The sequence below is a fragment of the Paracnuella aquatica genome (assembly GCF_003332885.2).
In the GTDB taxonomy this organism is placed as follows: Bacteria; Bacteroidota; Bacteroidia; order Chitinophagales; family Chitinophagaceae; genus Flavisolibacter; species Flavisolibacter aquaticus.
Window position 1 is genome coordinate 12,031 of record NZ_QOWJ01000017.1, and the last position, 22,878, is coordinate 34,908.

The window sequence follows — 22,878 nt, forward strand, 5'->3', positions numbered from 1 at the left end:
TCTTGCTATATGAAAGGACATCGCATCCGCAGGGCGCTCACAACCATGTTGTGTGCCCTTGCTGTCTTCGTAACTATGGCCCAGAATCGGGAGGTCACCGGGGTGATCACCGATGACACCGGGGCCCCGCTCCAAAACGCAACTGTTGCCGTAAAAGGCGCCAACCTCAACACCACCACCGACGTACGTGGTGTATTCCGTCTCTCCGTTCCCGCTTCGGCACAAGCACTAACCGTATCGTATGTAGGCCTGCAAACACAGGAAATTGCCATTACCGGTAAGAACTCGATTACCGTAAAAATGACCCAGGCCGAAAACAAACTGAATGAAGTGGTGGTAGTAGGCTACGGCACCGCCCGCCGCGCCAACCTGACCAATGCCCAAACAACGGTATCGGCCCGGCAAATTGAACGCACCGTGAACACCACTGTAGAGCAGGCACTGCAGGGCAGGGCTGCCGGTGTGTATATTACCCAAAACTCGGGTCAGCCCGGTGGCGGTATCTCGGTAAATATCCGCGGTGTCAGCACCATTGGCGGCAACACTGAGCCGCTGTATGTAATTGACGGCGTGCAGATCCAGGGCGGCGGTACTACCAACTCGTCCAACCCGCTGGCATCGCTCAACCCCTCGGACATTGAAGATATCCAGGTGTTGCAAGGCCCATCGGCTACGGCCATCTACGGCAGCCGCGCCACCAACGGCGTACTGCTCATTACCACCAAGCGTGGTAAGTCGGGCGAAGCAAGACTGAACTACAACTTCCAGTACAATATTCAAACACCGCCCACCGACCTGCCGGTAATGAACCTGCGCCAGTATGCGCAGGCCCGCAAAGAGTTTCATGCGCTGGCTGGCGGCACCACGCCCCAAGAGTTCCTCGATCCTTCGATCCTGGGCACCGGCACCAACTGGCAAGACGAATTGTTCAACAACGCTGCCATGCAAAAACACCAGTTGAGCATCAGCGGTGGTAACAACAACACTACCTATTACATGTCGGGCGAATACCTGAAGCAGGAAGGCGTGGCCATCGGCTCCGGTTTTGACCGTTATGGCTTCCGCATCAACCTGGATAACAAGCCCCGCACATGGATTACACTGGGTGCCAACCTGAGCTTTAGCCAAACCAATGAAAAGTTGACCACGTCTTCGGAAAACGTAATTGCCGATGCGCTGCAGCTCACGCCGCAGGTGCCGGTGAAAAACCTGAACGGCGACTGGGGTGGTGGCGACGAAGTAAACGGCGCAACCCAATTTGCACCAGTTAACCCCGTTGCCATTGCCAACCTGCGTACCAACACCAACCGCAGGCGCCAGTTTTGGGGTGGATTGAACCTGGGCCTGAACCTGGCCAAAGGCCTGACGTTCCGCACATCGCTCAATACCGACATTGCGTACGGCAACTCGCTGTATTTCAACCCGGCATACCGCATTGGCTGGGCCATCAACAACAGTGCTACGTTGAACGAGAACGTAAACATGAGCACTTACTGGAACTGGAACCAGTTGCTGGAATACACCAGGCAAATTGGCAAGCACAATTTTACCGCCATGGCCAGCCACGAGTCGCAGGAGTCGATGTGGAAAAACATCAGCGCTGGTCGTGCAGGCTTTTTGACCAATGATGTATTTGACCTGAACGCCTCCGGTACACAAGGCACCGTGGGTGGTGGCTCGGGCCCCTGGGCACAGGAGTCGTACCTCGGACGGATCAACTACAACTACGACAACCGCTACATCATCACCGGTACGTACCGCGCCGATGGTTCGGCCCGTTTTGGCCCGGAAAAACGCTGGGGCGCATTTCCTTCCATTTCTGCCGCATGGCGTGTAGCACAGGAAAAGTTCTTTAACATTCCTGCCATCTCCGAGCTGAAACTGCGTGTGGAAACCGGTCTTACCGGCAACCAGGGTGGTGCCACGGGTATTTATTCGCCGCTGTCTTCCGGCATTTCCGATCTCGGCAACGGCTTTTTGCCCAATGCTTATGGCAACCCCGCACTGGCCTGGGAAGAAACCCGCACCGACAACATTGGTCTGAACCTGGGTTTGCTGAAAAACCGCATTTCGCTGGAGTTTGATTACTATATCAAAAACACCGACAACCTGATCATGCCCAACCCGCTGCCTTTTTACATGGGCACACAGGGCCAGGGCTCGGTAGGCAACCCGGTGGTAAACATCGGCGCCATGCAAACAAAAGGCTGGGGCTTTGCTATTAACTCTACGAACATCAACAACAAAAACTTCAAGTGGGAAACCAACCTGAACCTGTCGCATTTTAAAAGCGTGGTGAAAAGGTTTTACTCCGATGCTGCCGTGATTGACCGCACCTCTTCGTGGTACGACAACTGGTCGCAAACTTGGGTGCAGCGTTCGGCCGTAGGCCTGGAGCCCTGGCTGTTCCGCGGCTATGTAGCCGAAGGTTTGTTCCAATCGGTAGATGAGATCAACAAAAGCGCAGTGCGTGTTGACAACAACGGCAACCGCATCCCGACCGATCCAACCGGTGTGTGGGTGGGCGATGTTAAATACCGCGACCAGAACGGCGATGGTAAAATTGATTTCAACGATGAAACATACATCGGCAACCCATGGCCCAAACTGTTTGGCGGTTTAACCAACTCGTTTTCCTACAAAGGATTTGAGTTGAGCGTATTGGTTACCGGCACATTTGGCAACGATATTTACAACATGCTGAACATGGTGAACAACAAAGCCACCCGCTTTTACACCAGCCGCAACCTGATGATCGATGCCATGAACTATGCACGCCTGGCCGAAAAAGACGGCGTGGTGGGTATTGAAAATGCAGGCACCAATGTTCCCCGCCTTACCGGTTCGCAAATCCCCAACGACAACAACTACAACGTGATCAGCACCCGCTGGGTAGAAGACGGTTCGTTTGTACGCATTAAAAACGTTTCGCTGGGCTATAACGTGCCCGCAACTTACCTGGCCCGCCAAAAGCTGGTGAGCGGTATCCGCGGCACATTGGGCATCCAAAACCTGTACACCTTCACCAAGTATTCTGGGTACGATCCGGAAGTTGGTGCCTCTGTAGGTGGCAACGTAAACGGTGGCAACCAGGCCATCGGGCTGGATTATGGCCGCTATCCGTTAACCCCCATCTACTCGTTCACACTGGGTGTAAACTTCTAAAAAAAGACCAATGAAAAAGATCAATATAAAATTTGGCTGGAAAAACATCACTGCCTTTGCACTGCCCCTGGTGCTGCTGGCCGGCTGTAAAAAAGACTTCCTGGAAAGACCGCCCACAGATGCGATTGTGGATGCGAATTTTTATAAAACCGACGAGCAACTGCAGGCTGCCACAGCCTTGCTGTACAACAAGGTTTGGTTTGATTATAATGAAAACCCTGCTTTCTCCATTGGCGATATTCGGGCCGGTACCGCTTTCCGCGGATACAACGAACGCTCTAACGTAGAATTCAACACCACCGACCTGACGCCTGAAAACCGCAGGGCATGGCAGTCGCTTTTTGTAGTGGTGGGCCAATCGAACCTGGCCATTGCCAACGTAAACCGCTATGGCGGTGCAGCCGTTACGCCGGTGGCTAAAAAAACAGCCATTGCCGAAGCCCGCTTTATGCGTGCCGTGGCCTACAGCCTGCTGACGATGAACTGGGGCGAAGTGCCGGTGATTGAAAACAACCTCGACCTGCTGTCGGACCCGACCGTGAAGAAAGCAACCGTGCCCAGCATCTGGCGTTTTTTGACCCGTGAAATGCGTGCCGTAGCCGCCGACCTGCCCGAAACTGCAGCACCCGGCCGCGTAACGCGGTGGAGTGCCGAAGGCATGCTGGCCCGTTTTTACCTGACCCGTGCCGGCGTGGAAGCCACTGGCGCTACCCGCAACCAGGCGTTTTTGGACAGTGCTAAATATTATGCACAAAACGTAATTGCCAACAGTGGCAAAGCGCTGCTCACCAACTACGAGGATTTGTTTAAATATCCTTATGATAACAACAACGAGTCCTTGTTTGAATTGCAGTGGGCGTTCATCCCCGGCAATGCCGGTTATGGTTTGGGCAATGCGGCTATTTCGCATTTCAACCCAAGCAGCGAAATCAGCCCTGAAGGTTGGGGTGGCGATAAAGCTGCAACCTGGTGGATGTTGAGCCAATACGAAGGCTTTACTGCCTCCGGTGATACCATGCTGCAAGGCCGCACTGTTGACAAGCGCCTGCGTGCCACTTTTATGCTGCCTGGTTTTAGCTATCCCGAAATTACCCGCACCGTAAACCGTGTGGATACCAAGCCTTATGTGGTGCCTTACACTTTAGATGCCGAACGCAATTTTGCCAACATTAAAAAATATGTGATCGGGCAGGGCAAGGACTTTGGTATTCCCACCATCGAGCCGCAGCGTTATCCCAACAACACATACATGCTGCGCCTTGCAGAAATGTACCTGATCTATGCCGAAGCAGCTCTGGGCAACAGCCCATCCACTACCGATGCACAGGCCCTGGCTTATTTCAACCGCATCCGCAACCGTGCCGGCATGGCCAACCTGGCCGATCCTTCGACCGGTGCAGCCATTCCGCTGACGCTGGACCACATCCTGAACGAACGCTTTAAAGAGTTTGCAATGGAAGCTAGAGCTTGGTACGACCTGGTGGCGCTGCACTACTGGAACCCTGCAAAAGCATACAGTATCCTCAACTCGCAGGACCGCGGTTTTTACTACGTTACTCCAGACAATGTAAATAATGCATCAACCTGGACGATCAAGAAAACACCATGGGCCACGCCACCTGCCAACCCACGCATGATCAATGCAACCTCGGGTAACTTCCGCCTGCCGATTCCGGCCGCAGAAATGACCCAGGCACCATGGCTGGCAGAAGCTGCAGTGGAATACCCATAATCAAAAACTCATTCACAACATTATTTGCAAGTCAAATGAAAACAATAACAAAAACGTTGCTCCTGTTTATCGCTGCTTTTGCGGTGATGGGCATATATACATCGTGCACCAAGGACGACCTGCCCAATGGCGGCGAGCCACGTGTTCGGTACGTTCGTGTGACCAGCCCTGACTCGAAAGATTCGCTGCTCATTGGCGCAGGCCAGGGCCAGCTTATTGCCATCATGGGCGAAAACCTGGGTGGCGCCGTGGAGATCTGGTTTAACGACCAGAAAGCAGTGCTGACGCCGACATACATCACCGATAAATCCATCCTGGTAAGTGTGCCCAGCCGCATTCCAACCGAGGTGACCAACAACCTGAAGATGGTATTTGCCAATGGCTTTGTACTGAACCACAAATTTGAAGTACAGATCAGCGAGCCACAGGTAAACGGCATGCTTTCGGAGTATGTAAACGAAGGCGATATTGCCATCATTCGCGGCAACTATTTTTACGAGCCCTTGGAGGTGAACTTTACCGGTGGCGTAAAAGGCGAACTGGTAAAAGTGGAAGACCAGCTCATTCAGGTGCGGGTGCCTGCCGGTGCACAACCCGGGCCCATTACGGTAAAAACCAATTTTGGTGAAACCGAATCTGAGTTTTGGTTCCGCGACAACCGCAACATCTTTATTGGCGGCGATCCGCATGAAGGCTGGTGGGCAACTTACCATGTAACCAACCTGGAGCCCGGTGCACCACCCCGCATCAACGGCAACTACTACCGTTTTACCAAGCTGGTAAAATCGTGGGTATGGGAAGCGCCAGAAGTAGCTGGTGGCGCAGCCAGCTCTATGCCTTCTTACAGCAAAAATATTCCCGACGAAGCCATCCTGAAGCCAGAGAACTACTACCTGAAGTTTGAAGTGAACACGCTGAAGCCTTACACTTCCAACAGGATCGTGATCAATGCAGGTTTGAGTGCAGAGGACAACAACAACTATGCATGGAACCCGCCATACGATTCGAAAGGGCAGTGGAACACCGTGATCATTCCTTTTGAAGACATCATCAAAAGCTATACAACCAGGCCTGCACCCAATCCCGATGGATACTGGTCACGCATCCTCATTTTCGGTGCTGGCGAGCTGGATGCAGATATTGCTTTCGACAACTTCAGGGTAGTGCCCAAAGTGCATAACTAAAACTTCTGTAAAGAATTCAAACCAACAAAATGATCCGATCATTTAATATAAAACTGCTTTCCCTGTTGCTGCTGCTGGCCATCGGCGTATGGTCGTGCACCAAGGAAGATGATGAGGCCAACGGCCCTGTAGAACTGCTTTCATTTGGCCCCACCGGCGCCATGCACGGCGATACGCTTTGGTTTATTGGCAACAACCTGCACAAGGTTACCGCCATCCAGTTTACTGGTGCATTGGTAGAGCAAAAGGATTTTAAAAAACAAGACGCGGAACAAATCCTGGTGATTGTACCGGATGCTGCCGTGCGGGGTACGGTTACGTTGAAAACACCCGATGGTGACATTGCTTCAAAAACACAACTGAATTTTGAAGTGGCGCCAACTGTTACGGCACTTACGGCAGAAGCCCGCCCTGGTGCCAACGTTACCCTCACCGGTACATTCCTCAACTGGGTTACCGCCATCACATTTGCCGACGGCAAAGAAGTAACCACGTTTGTTAGCCATGCATGGGATAAAATAGAAGTGACCGTGCCTGCCGATGCGCAAACCGGTACACTGGAACTAGCGTACAGCGGCACCGAGCCCCTCACGATGGAAACAGAGCAGGAACTGAAAGTAACCTTGCCCGTGGTAGCAGGCCTGGCCCCCAACCCGGTGAAGCATGCAGAGAATGTTACAATTAGCGGAACAAATCTGGACCTCACCAATAAAGTAATCCTTACGGGTGTATCGGCTCCAATAACCACATTTGTGAGCAAGTCCCAAACAGAGTTAGTTGTTGCAGTTCCGGCAGGCACCCGCAAGGGTAAGATTACGCTGGAAGCACTTTCAGGTGTACAAACAGTTAGCGACCTGGAACTCGATGTGATGCTTCCATCGGTTGCAGCCATTCCGGCAACGGCAGTAGAGCCTGGAACAAATATTACCATCACTGGTACCAACCTCAATTTGGTCGATTCGATTGCGTTTCAAAATGCACCGGCGGTTAAAACTTTCGTGAGTCAATCTGCCAGCCAGATCGTAGTGCGGGTGCCTACAGGTGTTACAGAAGGAAAAGTAACACTGCACGTAAAAAATTCAACCCTTACCGTGCAATCTGGTGAAATTTTAAAGATTGCAGGTGCCGTACCTCCGCCCACTATTGCATTTCCATTTTATAAAGACGCGATCAATACAACCAATTGGAACGGTTGGGTAGGTGACGGCTGGGGTGGTACGCGTGATTACGCCAATACCACTCCTGTGCGGGAAGGCACAAACTCCATAAAAATAAATTATACCGGAGGTTATGGCTCACCTCTGCAATTGGGCGGTGCTAATGTTAATGTTGGCTCCTATACTACTTTTAAAATTTCCATTTATGGAGCGCCAGGCAGTGGGGGCAAAAGGGTAAGCATTGGCATAAACGGTGCAGATAAATATACCATTACCGTAGTAGAAGGCAAGTGGACAGATTATTCCATTCCAATTGCCGATCTGACAACAACCGGTAAAATCACAGAGATCTTGGTTAAAGAATACAGTAACGCAAGCGGCTATTCTATTTACGTAGATGCTCTTGGTTTAAATTAATCGGGCAACTGGCACAATCGGCTAAATATTGCTACCGAATAGCCCCAATGTTTGCACTGTGTAAGTAATTCTTCAAACCTCCTGATTAAGAACGGAAACTGCCTAAGTTTCTTGAATTACATCAGGAGGTTTTTCATTTAACATAGAATGGTTGTATGATACCCATTTCCCGAACGATCGCCACATTGCTGTTGGTTATTGCTGGCATCACAGCCACGGCCCAACAATCGTTTGTGCAAACTTCAGGGCACCAGTTTTACCTCAATGGCAAGCCCTATTATTTTGCCGGCGCCAACTATTGGTACGGCGGGCTGTTGGGTTTGGAAAAAGACCAGCGCAGGGGTGCAGGCCGCTTGCAAAAGGAGCTCGATTTTTTGCAGCAAAACGGTGTAACCAACCTTCGCTTGGTGGTGGGTGCAGAAGGTGCCGGCAAAATCAATGGGGTGGTACGCATAGCACCGGCGTTGCAGCCGGAGCAGGGTGTTTTCAATGAAAGCGTATTGGATGGATTGGACCTGTTACTATCGGAGATGGGTAAGCGCAATATGAAAGCGGTGCTGTATTTTTCCAACAATTGGGAATGGAGCGGCGGCTTCCAGCAATACCTGGCCTGGAATGGCGAGGTGCCCGAAGACCAAAAGGAGCGCAAGCTAAACTGGGACGAGCACCGCGATATTGTTTCCAAATTTTATAGCTGCACACCGTGCAAAGAAGCCTACAACAAACAAGTAGCGCTGGTGCTGGACCGCACCAACAAGATCACAGGAAAAAGGTACACTGATGATGCCGCCATCATGGCCTGGGAACTGGCCAATGAGCCACGGCCCATGCGGCCTGCAGCAAATGAAGCTTACCTGGATTGGATTAGGGAAATGGCTGCGTTCATTAAATCAAAAGATAAAAATCACCTGCTCACTATTGGCAGCGAAGGCAGTATGGGCACCGAAGGCATGCCACTCTTTGAAGCATCGCATGCGGTAAAAGAAATTGATTACCTCACCATTCACATCTGGCCCAAAAACTGGGGCTGGTTTAAGGACACGGCTATTGCACAGGGTTTTGCAAATGTTGTGGCGCAAACAAAAGATTACATCCGCCAGCACGAGTTGGTTGCGCAGCAAATGAACAAGCCATTGGTGCTGGAAGAGTTTGGCCTGCCCCGCGATGGGCATGTATATAACGCCGGTTCCAGCACAAAATTCCGCGATCGGTATTACGAAATGATTTTTGCACAACTAAGCCAAAGTGCAGTAGCAAATGGCGTACTCGCTGGTGCCAATATATGGTCGTTTGGCGGCACGGCCAGACCGGTAAGGGGACAAGTATTTTGGAAAAAAGGCGATGAATTAATGGGCGATCCACCCATGGACGAACAGGGCTTAAATTCTGTGTTCGACAACGATAAAAGCACCTGGAATATCATTCGGGCACATGCACAAAAAATGGCGAACCAAACCAGCAATATCGCCGCTACAAAGCCAATAGACCCCAAAGCAACCATTGAAACAAAAAACTTATTAAATGGCTTGTACCGCCTGCTCGATAAAGGCATCATGTTTGGCCATCAGGACGATATGGCCTACGGCGTGAACTGGAAATACCAAAAAGGTCGCAGCGATATTAAAGACATCACCGGCGATTTTCCTGCAGTGCAGGGCTATGAATTGGGGCACCTTGAGATCGATTCGCTGGTTAATTTGGACAGCGTTCCGTTTGATCGTATGAAGGAATTTATCCGCACTACTTATGCCAAAGGCGGCGTTGCTACTTTGAGCTGGCACTTGCGCAATCCGCTCACCGGCAAAACATCCTGGGATCCTGCGCCGGGCACGGTTGCGTCTATTTTGCCCGGTGGGCAAAAACACGAATTGTACCAATCATGGCTCGATAAAGTAGCGCATTTTTTAAACGATCTGAAAGGTCCCAAAGGCGAAGCCATTCCCATTATTTTCCGGCCTTTTCACGAATTGAATGGTGCCTGGTTTTGGTGGGGCGCAGCACACTGCACGGCTGAAGAATACAAGGCACTGTTTCGTTTTACGGTGCAATACCTGCGCGATGTAAAAGGCCTGCACCACCTCCTGTATGCGTTTAACACCGACCGGTTCAACTCCATCGAAGCATATGAAGAACGCTATCCCGGCGATGAATGGGTGGACGTGATCGGGTTTGATATTTACCAACGTGCCACCGGCCCACAAGCCAACGAGCAGTTTGCAAAAGATTTGGGCAGCATGCTGACCATGCTGGAAACGCTGGCGCAAAAACATCGAAAGCTGCCGGCACTCACCGAATTTGGTTTTGGCAACCTGCCTGATAGTACCTGGTTCAGCAACGTGTTTTGGAAAACAGTACAACAGCACCGCATCTCGTTTGCACTTGCCTGGCGCAATGCAGGCTACAAGCCCGAGTCGAACAGCACTGAATTTTATGTGCCGTACAAAGGCAGTGTTGCTGCGCCTGATTTTTTACGCTTATACCAGCACCCGCGCAGCTTGTTTATGAAAGAAGTGGGCAAAGAAAAATTGTACCAATCAAAGTAACACGCAACGTAAAAGACCACTCATGAAAGCAGGGATACAGTCAACATTGTGGAGCATCGCTGCAACGGTGTGTTTGCTGGCTTGCACCAAAAACGGCAGCAGTGAAACGCCGGTTACAATACCACCTGTTACACCGCCTAAAGATACCATTCCGTCGTTGGCTAACGTTCGCAGTTGGTTGGTAGATAAAGCGGCAACTGCCGAAACAGCTGCGCTTTTTTACAACCTAAAGAAAGTGGCGAAAACGGGCATTTTGTTTGGCCACCAGGATGCCACCAAACGCGGTGTTATAGATGCTGCCACGCAATGGGCCAACGAGCAGCACCTGCCTGCGGTTTCCCGTGATCGGTCGGACGTAAAAGAAGTGACTGGCGCTTATCCTGCTGTGTATGGCCACGACTTTTTACACATCGCCAATTTCAATAAAAGCCCCTGGTTTCAATACGAAGCCAGCATTGCCCGCCAGCTTACGATAGATGCCTATAACCGTGGTGGCGTCAACACATTTGCATGGCATTACAACAACCCGGTTTCAAAAGGCAGCTTTTACTGGAATGAGTCAAAAGTAGCAGCGGTAGCCAACATTTTGCCTGGCGGCAGTCACAACGATGTATTCAAACAGTCACTTAAAGAGATAGCCGACTTTGCAACATCATTATTAGGTGCCGATGGCAAATTGGTGCCTGTGATTTTCCGGCCATTTCATGAGTTTGATGGCGATTGGTTTTGGTGGGGAAAAGCACATTGCACTGCCGATCAATACAAGCAGCTTTATCAATTTACGGTTACTTATCTCCGTGATAGTTTAGGCGTACGCAATTTTCTTTATGCGTGGTCGCCCGACAAAAATTTTAACACAGAATTGCAATACCTCGAACGTTATCCCGGCGATGCTTATGTAGACCTGGTGGGAATGGATAACTACGGCGATATGGCTGTGGGCACCGCGCCATCGGTAGCGGGTGCCAAGCTCAAAATCATTTCGGATTATGCCATTCGGAAAAACAAAGTGGCCGCACTTACTGAAACCGGTTTAAGCCGGTTGCTGCAATCGGATTGGTTTACCGGCTTGTTGCAAAAAGCCCTGCAAAGCAGCACACCGCAACTGGCTTATGTGCTGGTGTGGGCCAATACCAAGGACCATTTTTGGACCCCCTATAAAGGCCATCCGGCGGAAGCAGATTTTATCAAATTCAAGCAAAGCCCCTATGTGCATTTTGGTGATGAAATGCCGAAGATGTATGAGATCAAATAAATGTAGCCGAACAACTATGATGCACATGCAAACTCGTTTTCGAGCATATAGAATAGCGGCGGTTGTAGCAGTGATGGTGTTGTTTTCGTCCTGCGTTGCGCAGAAACGATCAAGCGCTGTGCGCAACAGCACGCCAACGCCAATTGACCGCAAGGCAACAGCGGAAACAAAGGCGTTGTTTCGCAACCTGATGCGGCTTTCCGACAGCCATACGCTGTTTGGTCACCAGCATGCCACCGAATACGGGCATGGCTGGGCCGGTGAAAAAAATCGTTCTGATGTAAAGTCGGTTATAGGCTCACATCCGGCAGTGATCGGTGTAGACTTTGCCGGGTTTAGCGGCAGGCCAGCGGCTGCTGTTGCTGCAGCGAAAGAGGCGTTGCGGCAAAATGTAACGGACACGTATAACCGTGGTGGTGTTACTACTGTTGCGTGGCATTTTTCAAATCCTGTATCCGGCGGCGATTTTTACTGGAAGGATTCTGTATCCAAGCCTGCGGTTAAGTACATCATTCCGGGTGGCGCGGCGCATGAGCAATACAAGGAAATTCTGCGCGGTATTGCCGATTGGGCTAAAAGCGTTAAAGGTGCCGATGGCAAAGCCGTGCCCATGATTTTTCGGCCATACCACGAGTTTGATGGCGACTGGTTTTGGTGGGGCGCAAAACATTGCACCCGCGAAGAGTTTATTGCGCTGTGGCGCTTCACTGTTGCTTACCTGCGCGATAGCCTCAATGTGCACAACTTCTTGTATGCATTTTCACCCGATAATCGCTTCGACACCGAAGCGCAATTTCTGGATCGGTATCCCGGCGATGAATGGGTGGACATGGTAGGCATGGACAACTACGGCGATATGGGCCGCGATGGCAAGTACAACCTGGAAGCAGCCATCCGCAAGCTTCAGATCGTTTCCGGCTATGCGCAGAAAAAGGGCAAGCTGGCTGCATTCACCGAAACAGGACTTGAATCAATTCCCAACCCGGCGTGGTGGACCGATGTACTGTTGCACGTGATGAAGCAGGACGGAATGAAGTTGAGTTATGTGTTGGTGTGGCGCAACGATCGCACCAGTGCAACCCATTATTATGCACCATTTCCGGGCCATAGCAGCGTACCCGATTTCATGAAATTTTACAACGACCGGTATACATTATTTGAAAATGATTTGCCCGATATGTTGTACCGCTAAGCATGGGGCAAAATGTATCGGCGGAAAAGGGTTGTGTAAATCATAAAAGATCGGATGTAAATCAGGAATCCGGCGCAGCAGATCAGATATTTTGGATACCAAATAAATGATCAGATCATGAAAAAGACCGGCCTAATACTTAGCCTGCTGATCGCCGCGCAGGCAACCGAAGTGCAGGCACAACTCAACGCGGCCAATGAAGCAAAAGTGGCGCAGCTGCTCAACAGCATGACGCTGGAAGAAAAGGTGGGCCAGATGGCGCAGGTTTCCATCGAATCGATGGGCGCTGTGCAGGGCAAAACTTTTGCGTTTGATAAGGCTAAGTTGCAAGATGTGGTGGTGAATTACAAAGTAGGTTCTATTCTCAATACACCTGGTCCGTGGCTGGGTACAAAAGAGTGGAATGCATTGCTTACGGAAATACACCAGCATGCATTAAAAACACGGTTGAAGATTCCTGTAATTTATGGGCTGGATAACATACACGGTGTAAACTATGTAAACGGCTCCACGCTGTTTCCGCAACAAATAGGGCAGGCCGCTACATGGAACCGCCAACTGGTATTTAATGGCGCTGCAATTAGTGCATATGAATCAAGAGCCGCAGGTGTGCCGTGGACTTTTTCGCCGGTGCTTGATCTTGGAACAAACCCGGTGTGGCCGCGCATTTGGGAAGGTTATGGCGAGGATCCATTTCTTATTTCAGAGCTTGGTGTGCAGTTTGTGAAGGGTTCGCAGGAGTCCTTGGGTGGCAAGGAAAAAGTAGCGGTGAGTTTGAAACATTTTCTTGGCTATTCCGATCCAAAATCGGGCAAGGACCGAACCGATGCATGGATACCGGAACACTATTTACGCGAATACCACCTGCCGCCGTTTCGTGCAGCGCTGCAGGCCGGTGCCCGCAACGTGATGGTGAACTCTGCGCTGATCAATGGTGTGCCGACGCATATCAACAAACGTATTCTGACCGACTTATTGAAAGAGGAGTTGGACTTCACCGGTTTTGTGGTAACCGACTGGCAGGATATTGAAAACGTGCAGCGCCGCGACCGCATTGTAAAAACAAATAAAGAAGCCATCATGCTGGCTATTAATGCCGGTATTGATATGGCAATGATCCCGTACGATTACAAAGGTTTTTGTACTGACCTGGCAGCGCTGGTAAAAGAAGGCAAAGTAAGCGAGGCCCGCATCAACGATGCCGTTACCCGCATCCTCCGCGTAAAAGGAGAGTTGAACCTGTTTGATCGGCCATTGACTTTTGCAAAAGATTACCCCCGCTACGGCAGTGCCGAGTTTGAACGTGCTGCATACAATACTGCTGCCGAATCAATCACGCTATTGAAAAATGGGAACAACATTTTGCCGTTGGCAAAAGGGGCTAAACTGTTGGTGACCGGACCAAACGCCAATACCATGCGGCCGCTGAACGGTGGCTGGAGCTACACCTGGCAAGGCGAGCAAACCGATGCACTGGCCGAACGTTACAACACGTTTGCAGAAGCGCTGCGCAAAAAGTTTGGTGCTGCGCAGGTGCAGTTTGAGCAAGGTGTTGCTTACAAAATGGACGGCAAATACTACGAAGATTCAATCGTGAATCTAGATGCGGTGGTGCAAGCTGCAGCAGGGGTGGATGCAGTAGTGTTGTGCATTGGCGAAAACAGTTATACCGAAACGCCGGGCAACCTGAACGACCTGACACTTTCTGAAAACCAATTGCTGTTGGCTGAAGCCCTGATCAAAACCGGCAAGCCTATAATTATAGTACTTACCGAAGGCCGGCCGCGCATCATCAACCGCATTGAGCCCGGCGCAGCAGCAGTGGTGCACACTTATTTGCCCGGCAATTTTGGAGGCGATGCATTGGCCGATGTATTGGCAGGTGATGTGAACCCAAGTGGCAAGCTGCCCATTACATATCCGCGTTTTACAAATGCGCTGACAAATTATATTCATAAAATTTCGGACAGTGGACAAAACCCGCAGGGTGGCGATTTTAACCCGCAATATCCGTTTGGTTTTGGCCTTTCGTACACTACGTTTCAATACAGTAATTTGGGCATTGCGCAAACTGCATTAACGGAAGCCGAAACGCTGACCGTAAGTGTAACCGTACGCAACACGGGCGGCCGTGCAGGCATGGAAGTAGTTCAGTTGTATGTTTCGGATTTGTATGCTTCGCTGGCGCCGGATGAGAAAAGATTGCGTGGGTTTGAAAAGATTTTGTTGCAACCCGGTGAAGCAAAAACCATTCAGTTCAAGGTGCCGGTTAAAGACCTTGCGTTTGTAAATGCGGACAATAAACAACAGTTAGAAGCTGGCGAATTTAAAGTGCAGGTTGGCGAGTTGACGCAGGAATTTGAAGTAAAAAAAGACCTGATTTTTTAGGCGGCATTATGCTGCTGTGTTTGATCCGTAAACTTGGTATTCCTTGGGCGACGCTGTTGCAGCCAGCGTTGCCGGGGGCTACAAAAAGAATTACAATAAAGTTATTGGAACGTTGTTGAAATTGATAACGTAACAGTTTAACGGCTATATGCAACAGTTGGCTGCGTTGAAACGGATGCAGCAAAAAAATGTACAACACACAATGAAGCAAAACAGCATTGGCATTAAAGAGAAGATTGGTTATGGCTTTGGCGATTTTGCATCGTCTATGTTCTGGAAAATCTTTTCGGTATACCTGCTTTATTTCTACACCGATGTTGTGGGCATTGCAGCCGCAGCAGTGGGTACCATGTTTTTGGTTACCCGTATTTGGGACACTGCTTTCGATCCGCTCATTGGCATCATTGCCGACCGCACCAACACTCGCTGGGGCAAGTTTCGCCCATACTTGTTGTGGGTGGCCCTTCCGTTTGGTTTGATCGGGATTCTTACGTTTACCATTCCTGATCTTTCAAGTGGTGGCAAATTGATCTATGCTTACATCACCTACACTTTGATGATGATGATCTATTCGGCCATCAATGTGCCTTATGCATCCCTGATGGGTGTGATGACTTCCGACATTAAAGACCGCACTACGCTGTCTACCTTCCGTTTTATTTTTGCTTTTGCAGGTTCCATTCTGGTGCTGGCTACTGCCGAACCATTGGTGAGTGTGTTTAGTAAAAGTGCTGAGGGTACTACCGATCTGCAACGTGGCTGGCAGTCATCAATGATCATTTATGCGGTGTTGGCGGCTGCACTTTTTTACCTAACATTTTTGTGGACCCGCGAACGCATTCAGCCACCCCGCGAACAAAAAACATCGCTGAAAAAAGATCTTGCTGATTTGGCTGCAAACAAGCCCTGGTTTGTATTGTTGGGTGCAGGCATTTGTACATTGGTATTTAATTCGCTGCGCGATGGATCTGCCATTTACTATTTCAAATATTATTTCAGCAATCAACAGGCTTTTACACTTCCGATGTTTGATGTGGCGATCAATTACAGCACGCTTTATTTGGTGTTGGGGCAAGCTGCAAATATTGTAGGTGTAGTATTAGCAAAACCCGTTTCTGATAAAATTGGCAAGAAGGCTACCTTCCTGTATGCGATGTTGCTGGCTGGTGTTTTGAGTTGCATGTTTTACACCTTTGGCGAAGGGGATGTAGCACTCATTTTTTCGTTTCAATTCCTTATTTCTATTTGTGCCGGGGCCATTTTCCCGTTGCTGTGGTCGATGTATGCCGACATTGCCGACTACTCCGAATACAAAACCGGGCGCAGGGCCACGGGGCTTATTTTTTCTTCGTCATCCATGGCGCAAAAACTGGGTTGGACACTGGGCGGCGCACTAACCGGCTGGCTGTTGGCGCTGTGGGGTTTTGAAGCCAATGCCGTGCAAACTGCCGAAGCACAAAAAGGCATTCGCATGATGCTTTCATTCATCCCTGCAGCGGGTGCTTTGTTGTCGGCTGTATTCATTGTTTTTTATAAACTAAGCGACCGTTTTATGATGGACGTCAGCCATGCGCTGGAACAGCGAAGAGCAGGAGAACTGGCAGGGAATACAGCTGCAGTACCGGCGGATAAAGGACAAGCATTTTAAACCTTCCAATACATTCATTAACCAGTTAATTGTCCACACATCAATCATTGGTCAGGTGGGCTGCAAGCTGACAAACAAGAACACGATGAACACAACTTTCCAAAAGCGATGGGAAGCATTGCAACAGGCACACGAGGCATTGATCAGTAGGAAAAATGTAAAGCTTCCTTTGGGCAACGGCATCTTTGACCGGTATGAGCACCCGGTGCTTACGGCGGCGCATGCACCGCTTACTTGGCGTTACGATTTAAACCCGGCCACCAATCCTTTTTTACAGGAGCGCTTTGCCATCAATGCCGCTTTCAATGCAGGCGCCATAAAATTCAATGGAAAATACGTGGTGGTGGCTCGTGTGGAAGGTGCCGACCGGAAATCTTTTTTTGCAGTGGCTGAAAGCGACAATGGCGTGGATGCCTTTCGTTTTTGGGAATACCCGGTACACATGCCGGAAACCACGGAACCCGATACCAATGTGTACGATATGCGCCTGGTTCAGCACGAAGACGGATGGATCTATGGGCTGTTTTGCACCGAACGCCGCGACCCATCGGCACCCGCAGGCGACCAGTCGGCGGCGATAGCACAATGCGGCATTGCCCGCACCAAAGATCTGGTGCAGTGGGAACGTTTGGCTGATTTGAGAACATCATCGGCGCAACAGCGCAACGTGGTGTTGCACCCCGAATTTGTGCAGGGCAAATATGCGTTTTACACCCGCCCGCAAGATTCGTTCATAGAGGCCGGAAAGGGCGGTGGTATTGGCTTTGGTCTGAGTGCCTGTATCGAGTGTGCAGTCATCGATGAAGAAGTGATCATTGATGAAAAAAGGTACCATACTGTATACGAAGCCAAGAACGGGCAGGGGCCGGCACCCATTAAAACCGACAAAGGTTGGCTGCACCTGGCGCATGGCGTTCGGGCATGTGCTGCCGGACTGCGTTATGTGTTGTACCTGTTCCTAACCGATTTGCATGATGTGACCAAAGTGATCCATAAACCTGCAGGATATTTTTTAGCGCCGGAAGGAGCGGAGCGCATTGGTGATGTGTCGAATGTGGTGTTTGCAAACGGCTGGATAAAAGATGATGATGGAAGAGTGTTTATTTATTATGCTTCGTCTGATACGCGGTTGCATGTTGCTACATCCACAGTGGAGCAATTGCTGGATTATGTAATGCATACCCCGGAAGATGGTTTTCGTTCGGCTGCATCGGTGCAAACCATTTACAATATTGTTGATAAAAACAGGGCTTATTTAGCTGCGCAAAAACAGGCAGCGCCGCAAAGTGCAGATGTGCAAAAGGTTTGAGCCATGGCAATTGATCTGGTGCAATACCGCAACGAAATAGCGCAGGAGCTGGATGCAATTCTTAATTTCTGGATCACGCATTGTGTAGATGAACGCAACGGAGGTTTTATTGGCCGCATGGACCATCAAAACCGTATTGATCCGGATGCGCCAAAAGGCTCAGTGCTCAATAGCCGCATCCTGTGGACTTTTTCCGCTGCGGCCCGCTACACCGGCAGCGATGTGCATCGCGCCATAGCCGACCGCGCATTTACATACCTGCAACGACATTTTATTGACCCCGAGTGGGGCGGTGTGTATTGGAGTGTAAATGCCGGTGGACAGCCGCTTGATACCAAAAAGCAAATCTATGCATTGGCCTTTGCTATCTATGCTTTTAGTGAATACTATCGCCTCACGGCAAATGGCGCAGCGTTGGATGCAGCAAAAGATTTTTTTGCGCTTATTGAAACACATAGTTATGATGGTGAACATGGCGGCTACATTGAAGCAATGGCTCCGGATTGGCAACCGCTTGCCGACCTGCGCCTGAGTGCAAAAGATTCCAATGAGAAAAAAAGCATGAATACACACCTGCATGTGTTGGAAGCTTATGCCAACCTGTACCGAGTTTGGCCCGATGCGTTGCTTTGTAAAAGACTGGTAACGCTGGTGCGCCATTTTCTCGATCATATCATTCATCCCCATAGTGGCCACCTACAATTATTTTTTAACGAAAGCTGGGAGCCGCGATCTGCAGCTGTTTCCTACGGGCACGATATAGAAGCGGCCTGGCTGGTGCAAGAGGCTGCAGCAGTAATTGGCAATGAGGATTTGATTACGGAAGTAAAGACCCGATCACTGCAGGTAGCGGAAGCTGCAGCCCGCGGCCTTGACGTGGATGGCGGGCTTTGGTATGAAAAGGATGGCGAACATTTGGTAAAAGAAAAACACTGGTGGCCGCAGGCCGAGGCGATGGTTGGTTTTTTCAACGCATGGCAGCTTACCGGCGATGCCGTGCAACTGGAGCGGTCGGTAAACAACTGGCGGTTTGTGCAACAGCATATAATTCATCGCGATCTGGGCGAATGGATCTGGGGCGTGCGGGAGGATTACAGCCCCATGCCCGGCGAGGATAAAGTAGGCATTTGGAAATGCAATTACCACAATGGCCGCGCCTGCATTGAGTTGTTGCACCGCATGGATGGTCTGATTAAGGCATAAGGTTATATGTTTTTTAGGCGATGCAATGCTTTGGTTGCGCTGTAAAAACCTGCAGTAAAAAAATATGTACTTTTTTATTGCCTGGAAAATCGAATTAATAAATCAGCCCCTCTTTTAGCAGGCGCTGATTTATGTTGCATCAAGAATTTTAAATAAAGAAGCGGCCCTAACCTACGTATCAAAGCACTGAAAAAAGAGCCGCAAAAAATTTTGTTTTTCTTAAACCCCGCACGGTTGCGCTTTTCCGAAGCAGACATGTCATTTTTACGATACCGCCACCGTGGAAAAAGTGGGTAAGATGTGGAAAACTGAAAAAGTCGACGGATATTTGCGGCCCAAAGTTGATCAAGTGCACCGCATCAAACACCATTTTTTTTATTTACTGGTATGCGCCGGGTTGGTAGCCTGCAGCCGGCCCATGTTGCCGCAGCAACTCGTTTATTCGGGTTACAATATTTCGGCAGCCAATGCTACCGACAGTACCCTGGGTAAATTGTTGCAGCCATACCGCGATAGCGTGGAGCGCAGCATGAGTGTGGTGGTGGGCAACGCATCGGCCACCCTTGAAAAAGCAAAGCCTTCCAGCACGCTGGGCAATTTTATGGCCGATGCCGTGCTGCAGATGGCCAATAAAAAATTCAACCGCACCGTGCATTTTTCCCTGCTTAACTATGGCGGCATCCGCCTAACGCAATTGCCGCAAGGTGCCGTAACCAGGGGGAAGATCTTTGAGTTGATGCCATTTGATAATTTGATCGTGGTGCAGGTGCTTAATGGCGCACAAGTTCAAGAGTTGCTCGACTTTATTGCCGCCCAGGGTGGCTGGCCTGTGGCAGGTGTTTCATTTACCATTCGCAACAAAAAAGCAACAGATATTACCATCGCCGGCAAGCCGTTCGATGTGCAGCAAACATATACCATTGCCAACTCCGATTATGTGGCCAATGGTGGTGATGGTGCTGCATTTATGCGGGCTATTCCGCAGGTAACAAATGGTTACCTGGTGCGTGATGCATTGTTTGATTATGTAGCTTTTTTGCAAAGCCAGAATATGACTATTTCAGCCAACAACGAAATGCGCATTAACCATGTACAATAGACGAAAATTTATTGCGCAGTCGGCCATGGCTGCAGGTTCGGTGCTGTTGGGCAGCCGTGCATTGCATGCGGCATCAATGGATGTTGCGCCGGTTCAATACCTCACCATTTTACACACCAACGATACGCATAGCAGGCTCGATCCTTTTCCGATGGATGGCAGCCGCAACGAAGGTTTGGGTGGTGTGGCACGTCGCGCTGCTTTGATTGAAAAGATCAGGGGCGAAGCGGAACATGTATTGTTGTTGGATGCCGGTGATATTTTCCAGGGTACACCGTATTTTAATATATATAATGGTGAGCCCGAAATAAAAGCATTGACCCAGATGGGCTACGATGCGGTAACGATAGGCAACCACGATTACGATGGCGGCATTGAAAACCTGGCGGCGCAAATGCAGGCCCATGGCCGGTTTGAGACCATTGTTTGCAATTATGATTTTGCCGGCACGCCAATGGAAAATGTGGCAGTGCCGTATAAAATATTTAAAAGAGGCGGATTGAAAATAGGTGTATTGGGTGTGGGCATTGAACTGGATGGATTGGTGCCTGCAAACCTTTATGGCAATACCAGATACCTCGACCCGGTGGCAAAAGCAAACGAAACTGCAGCATTGCTGCGGTCGAAAGGTTGCGACCTGGTAATTTGTTTATCGCATTTGGGTTACCGTTATAGTGGTAATAAAATAAGTGATTTGAAATTGGCTGCTGCAACTAGCAACATCGATTTGATTATTGGTGGACATACACATGATTTTTTAGAGCAGCCGGAAGTGGTGCGCAATAAAAATGGTGCCGAGGTCATCATTAACCAGGTTGGGTGGGCCGGCATCAAATTGGGGCGCCTCGACTATCGATTTGAACGGGGAAAACGGGGAAAAGTTGAGCGTGCCAATTCTCTTTTAGTTACAAAAAAAACGGGCGAATAAAAATTTTTTTTTGATTAACTTTTCTTAGAAATTCGTCCTTCTGTCACGGCCAAATTTTTTTATACACAAGGTGTGTACAACGGGCCCCGCAAGCATCATACTTAATTCACATAAACTACGACGTCATTCATGGATAAGAACGCCGAACATGTTTGGGCTAACTGCCTTTCTATCATTAAGGATATCGTAGAGTGGCAGCATTTCAAAACATGGTTCGAACCCATCAAGCCCGTGCAGTTGAAGGAAAATGTGTTGGTGATTCAGGTTCCGAGCCAGTTTTTTTACGAATATCTGGAAGAGCACTATGTAAATCTTTTAGCCAAAACGCTGAAGCGTGAATTGGGTAAAGATGCCCGGCTCGAATACCGCATTATGGTAGATGGGGGCAACAGCTACAACAAGCCTGTAACTGTGGATGTTGCAACGCATGGCTACAAGTCTTTTTCAAATAACGAAATGGATTTTCCGCTGGTGATCAATACGCCGGTGAAAAACCCATTTGTGATACCGGGTCTTAAAAAAATGCACATCGACCCGCAATTGAATGCGATATATACATTCGATTCATATGTGGAAGGCGATAGCAACCGCGTGGCACGCCGTGCAGGTAAAACGGTGGCCGAAAAGCCTGGCGCTAACTCCTTTAACCCGTTGGTTATTTATGGCGGCGTTGGTTTGGGTAAAACTCACCTGGCGCAGGCCATTGGCAATGAAGTAAAAAAGCTGCATCCTAACAAAGTGGTGCTGTATGTAAGCTCCGAGAAATTCATCAACCAGTTTGTAGACCATAGCCGCAACAATGCCATCAACGACTTCATTCATTTTTACCAAATGATTGATGTGCTGATCATTGACGACGTGCAGTTTTTCAACCGCGCCGAAAAATCACAGGATGCGTTTTTTGCCATCTTCAACCACCTGCACCAAAGCGGCAAGCAGCTGGTGCTTACTTCCGATAAATCGCCAAAAGACCTGGAAGGCGTGCAGGAGCGCCTGCTGAGCCGTTTCCGTTGGGGTTTGAGTGCCGATATCCAGATGCCGGATTATGAAACCCGCATCGAGATACTGGAACGGAAAATGAAGAACGACGGCCTGGAGATGCCGAAGGAAGTGGTGAAATACATTGCATACAACATCAACAGCAATATCCGTGAGTTGGAAGGTGCGCTGATTTCGCTGCTGGCGCAATCGTCGCTCAATCGCCGTGAAATTGATCTGGAACTGGCAAAAAAAGTGCTGCGCAATTTTGTAAAATCCTCGAGTAAGGAAATTACCATCGATACCATTCAGCGAATGGTGTGCGAATACTTTGATGTGCCCTACGATAAACTGTTGCAAAAGACCCGCAAACGTGAAATTGTACAGGCGCGTCAGATAACCATGTACCTCTCAAAAGCATTTACCAAAAACTCGCTGAAAACAATCGGTGAACATTTTGGTGGCCGCGATCATACTACGGTGATTCACTCTTGCCAAACGGTAAAAGACCTGATGGATACCGATGGTTTGTTCCGCGATAACGTGATGGAGCTGCAGCAAAAAGTGCAACTGGCAGCCATGTAACGATGCGCTTAAAATCTTTTAGTATAAACGGCCTGAACGTTGCCCATCGAGGGTTTGTTCAGGCCGTTTTGCTCTTACGTACGGTTTGGTAATAT

The 22,878-nt window shown here is 49.6% G+C and carries 14 protein-coding genes; all 14 read left to right on the plus strand.

Annotation, left to right across the window (positions count from 1 at the left end):
• Positions 1–9: 9 nt before the first annotated feature.
• Positions 10–3,165, plus strand: a complete 3,156-nt coding sequence (locus DRJ53_RS18510; RefSeq protein ID WP_114237161.1) for a SusC/RagA family TonB-linked outer membrane protein — start codon at positions 10–12, stop codon at positions 3,163–3,165.
• A gap of 10 nt (positions 3,166–3,175) precedes the next feature.
• Positions 3,176–4,897, plus strand: coding sequence for a RagB/SusD family nutrient uptake outer membrane protein (locus DRJ53_RS18515; RefSeq protein ID WP_114237162.1), 1,722 nt, complete (start codon positions 3,176–3,178; stop codon positions 4,895–4,897).
• A 35-nt stretch (positions 4,898–4,932) separates the two neighbouring features.
• Positions 4,933–6,081: a glycan-binding surface protein gene (locus DRJ53_RS18520; RefSeq protein WP_114237163.1), complete on the plus strand. Its 1,149-nt coding sequence runs from the start codon at positions 4,933–4,935 to the stop codon at positions 6,079–6,081.
• Positions 6,082–6,110: 29 nt separating this feature from the next.
• Entirely contained in the window at positions 6,111–7,655 is a 1,545-nt protein-coding gene (locus DRJ53_RS18525) for an IPT/TIG domain-containing protein (RefSeq protein WP_114237164.1), read from the plus strand.
• A gap of 155 nt (positions 7,656–7,810) precedes the next feature.
• The gene (locus DRJ53_RS21425) at positions 7,811–10,198 is read left to right on the plus strand and encodes a glycosyl hydrolase (RefSeq protein WP_162303926.1); all 2,388 of its coding nucleotides are present in this window, start codon (positions 7,811–7,813) and stop codon (positions 10,196–10,198) included.
• A 22-nt stretch (positions 10,199–10,220) separates the two neighbouring features.
• The gene (locus DRJ53_RS18535; protein ID WP_114237165.1) at positions 10,221–11,453 is read left to right on the plus strand and encodes a glycoside hydrolase family 26 protein; all 1,233 of its coding nucleotides are present in this window, start codon (positions 10,221–10,223) and stop codon (positions 11,451–11,453) included.
• A 25-nt stretch (positions 11,454–11,478) separates the two neighbouring features.
• Positions 11,479–12,645: a glycoside hydrolase family 26 protein gene (locus tag DRJ53_RS18540; protein WP_206609830.1), complete on the plus strand. Its 1,167-nt coding sequence runs from the start codon at positions 11,479–11,481 to the stop codon at positions 12,643–12,645.
• Between the two features lie 117 nt (positions 12,646–12,762).
• Positions 12,763–15,033: a glycoside hydrolase family 3 N-terminal domain-containing protein gene (locus DRJ53_RS18545; RefSeq protein ID WP_114237167.1), complete on the plus strand. Its 2,271-nt coding sequence runs from the start codon at positions 12,763–12,765 to the stop codon at positions 15,031–15,033.
• A 202-nt stretch (positions 15,034–15,235) separates the two neighbouring features.
• Positions 15,236–16,681, plus strand: a complete 1,446-nt coding sequence (locus DRJ53_RS18550; RefSeq protein ID WP_114237241.1) for an MFS transporter — start codon at positions 15,236–15,238, stop codon at positions 16,679–16,681.
• A gap of 85 nt (positions 16,682–16,766) precedes the next feature.
• The gene (locus DRJ53_RS18555) at positions 16,767–17,990 is read left to right on the plus strand and encodes a glycoside hydrolase family 130 protein (protein WP_114237242.1); all 1,224 of its coding nucleotides are present in this window, start codon (positions 16,767–16,769) and stop codon (positions 17,988–17,990) included.
• 3 nt (positions 17,991–17,993) lie between these two features.
• A complete protein-coding gene (locus DRJ53_RS18560; protein WP_114237168.1) occupies positions 17,994–19,193 on the plus strand; it encodes an AGE family epimerase/isomerase in 1,200 nt (399 codons plus the stop codon).
• 298 nt (positions 19,194–19,491) lie between these two features.
• Positions 19,492–20,292, plus strand: a complete 801-nt coding sequence (locus DRJ53_RS18565; protein WP_114237169.1) for a 5'-nucleotidase C-terminal domain-containing protein — start codon at positions 19,492–19,494, stop codon at positions 20,290–20,292.
• Positions 20,282–21,220: a bifunctional metallophosphatase/5'-nucleotidase gene (locus DRJ53_RS18570; protein ID WP_114237170.1), complete on the plus strand. Its 939-nt coding sequence runs from the start codon at positions 20,282–20,284 to the stop codon at positions 21,218–21,220. Before DRJ53_RS18565 ends, DRJ53_RS18570 begins: the two co-directional genes overlap by 11 nt.
• Before the next feature lie 129 nt (positions 21,221–21,349).
• Complete coding sequence (gene dnaA, locus DRJ53_RS18575) at positions 21,350–22,783, plus strand: chromosomal replication initiator protein DnaA (RefSeq protein ID WP_114237171.1); 1,434 nt, start codon at positions 21,350–21,352, stop codon at positions 22,781–22,783.
• The last annotated feature ends 95 nt before the right edge of the window (positions 22,784–22,878 follow it).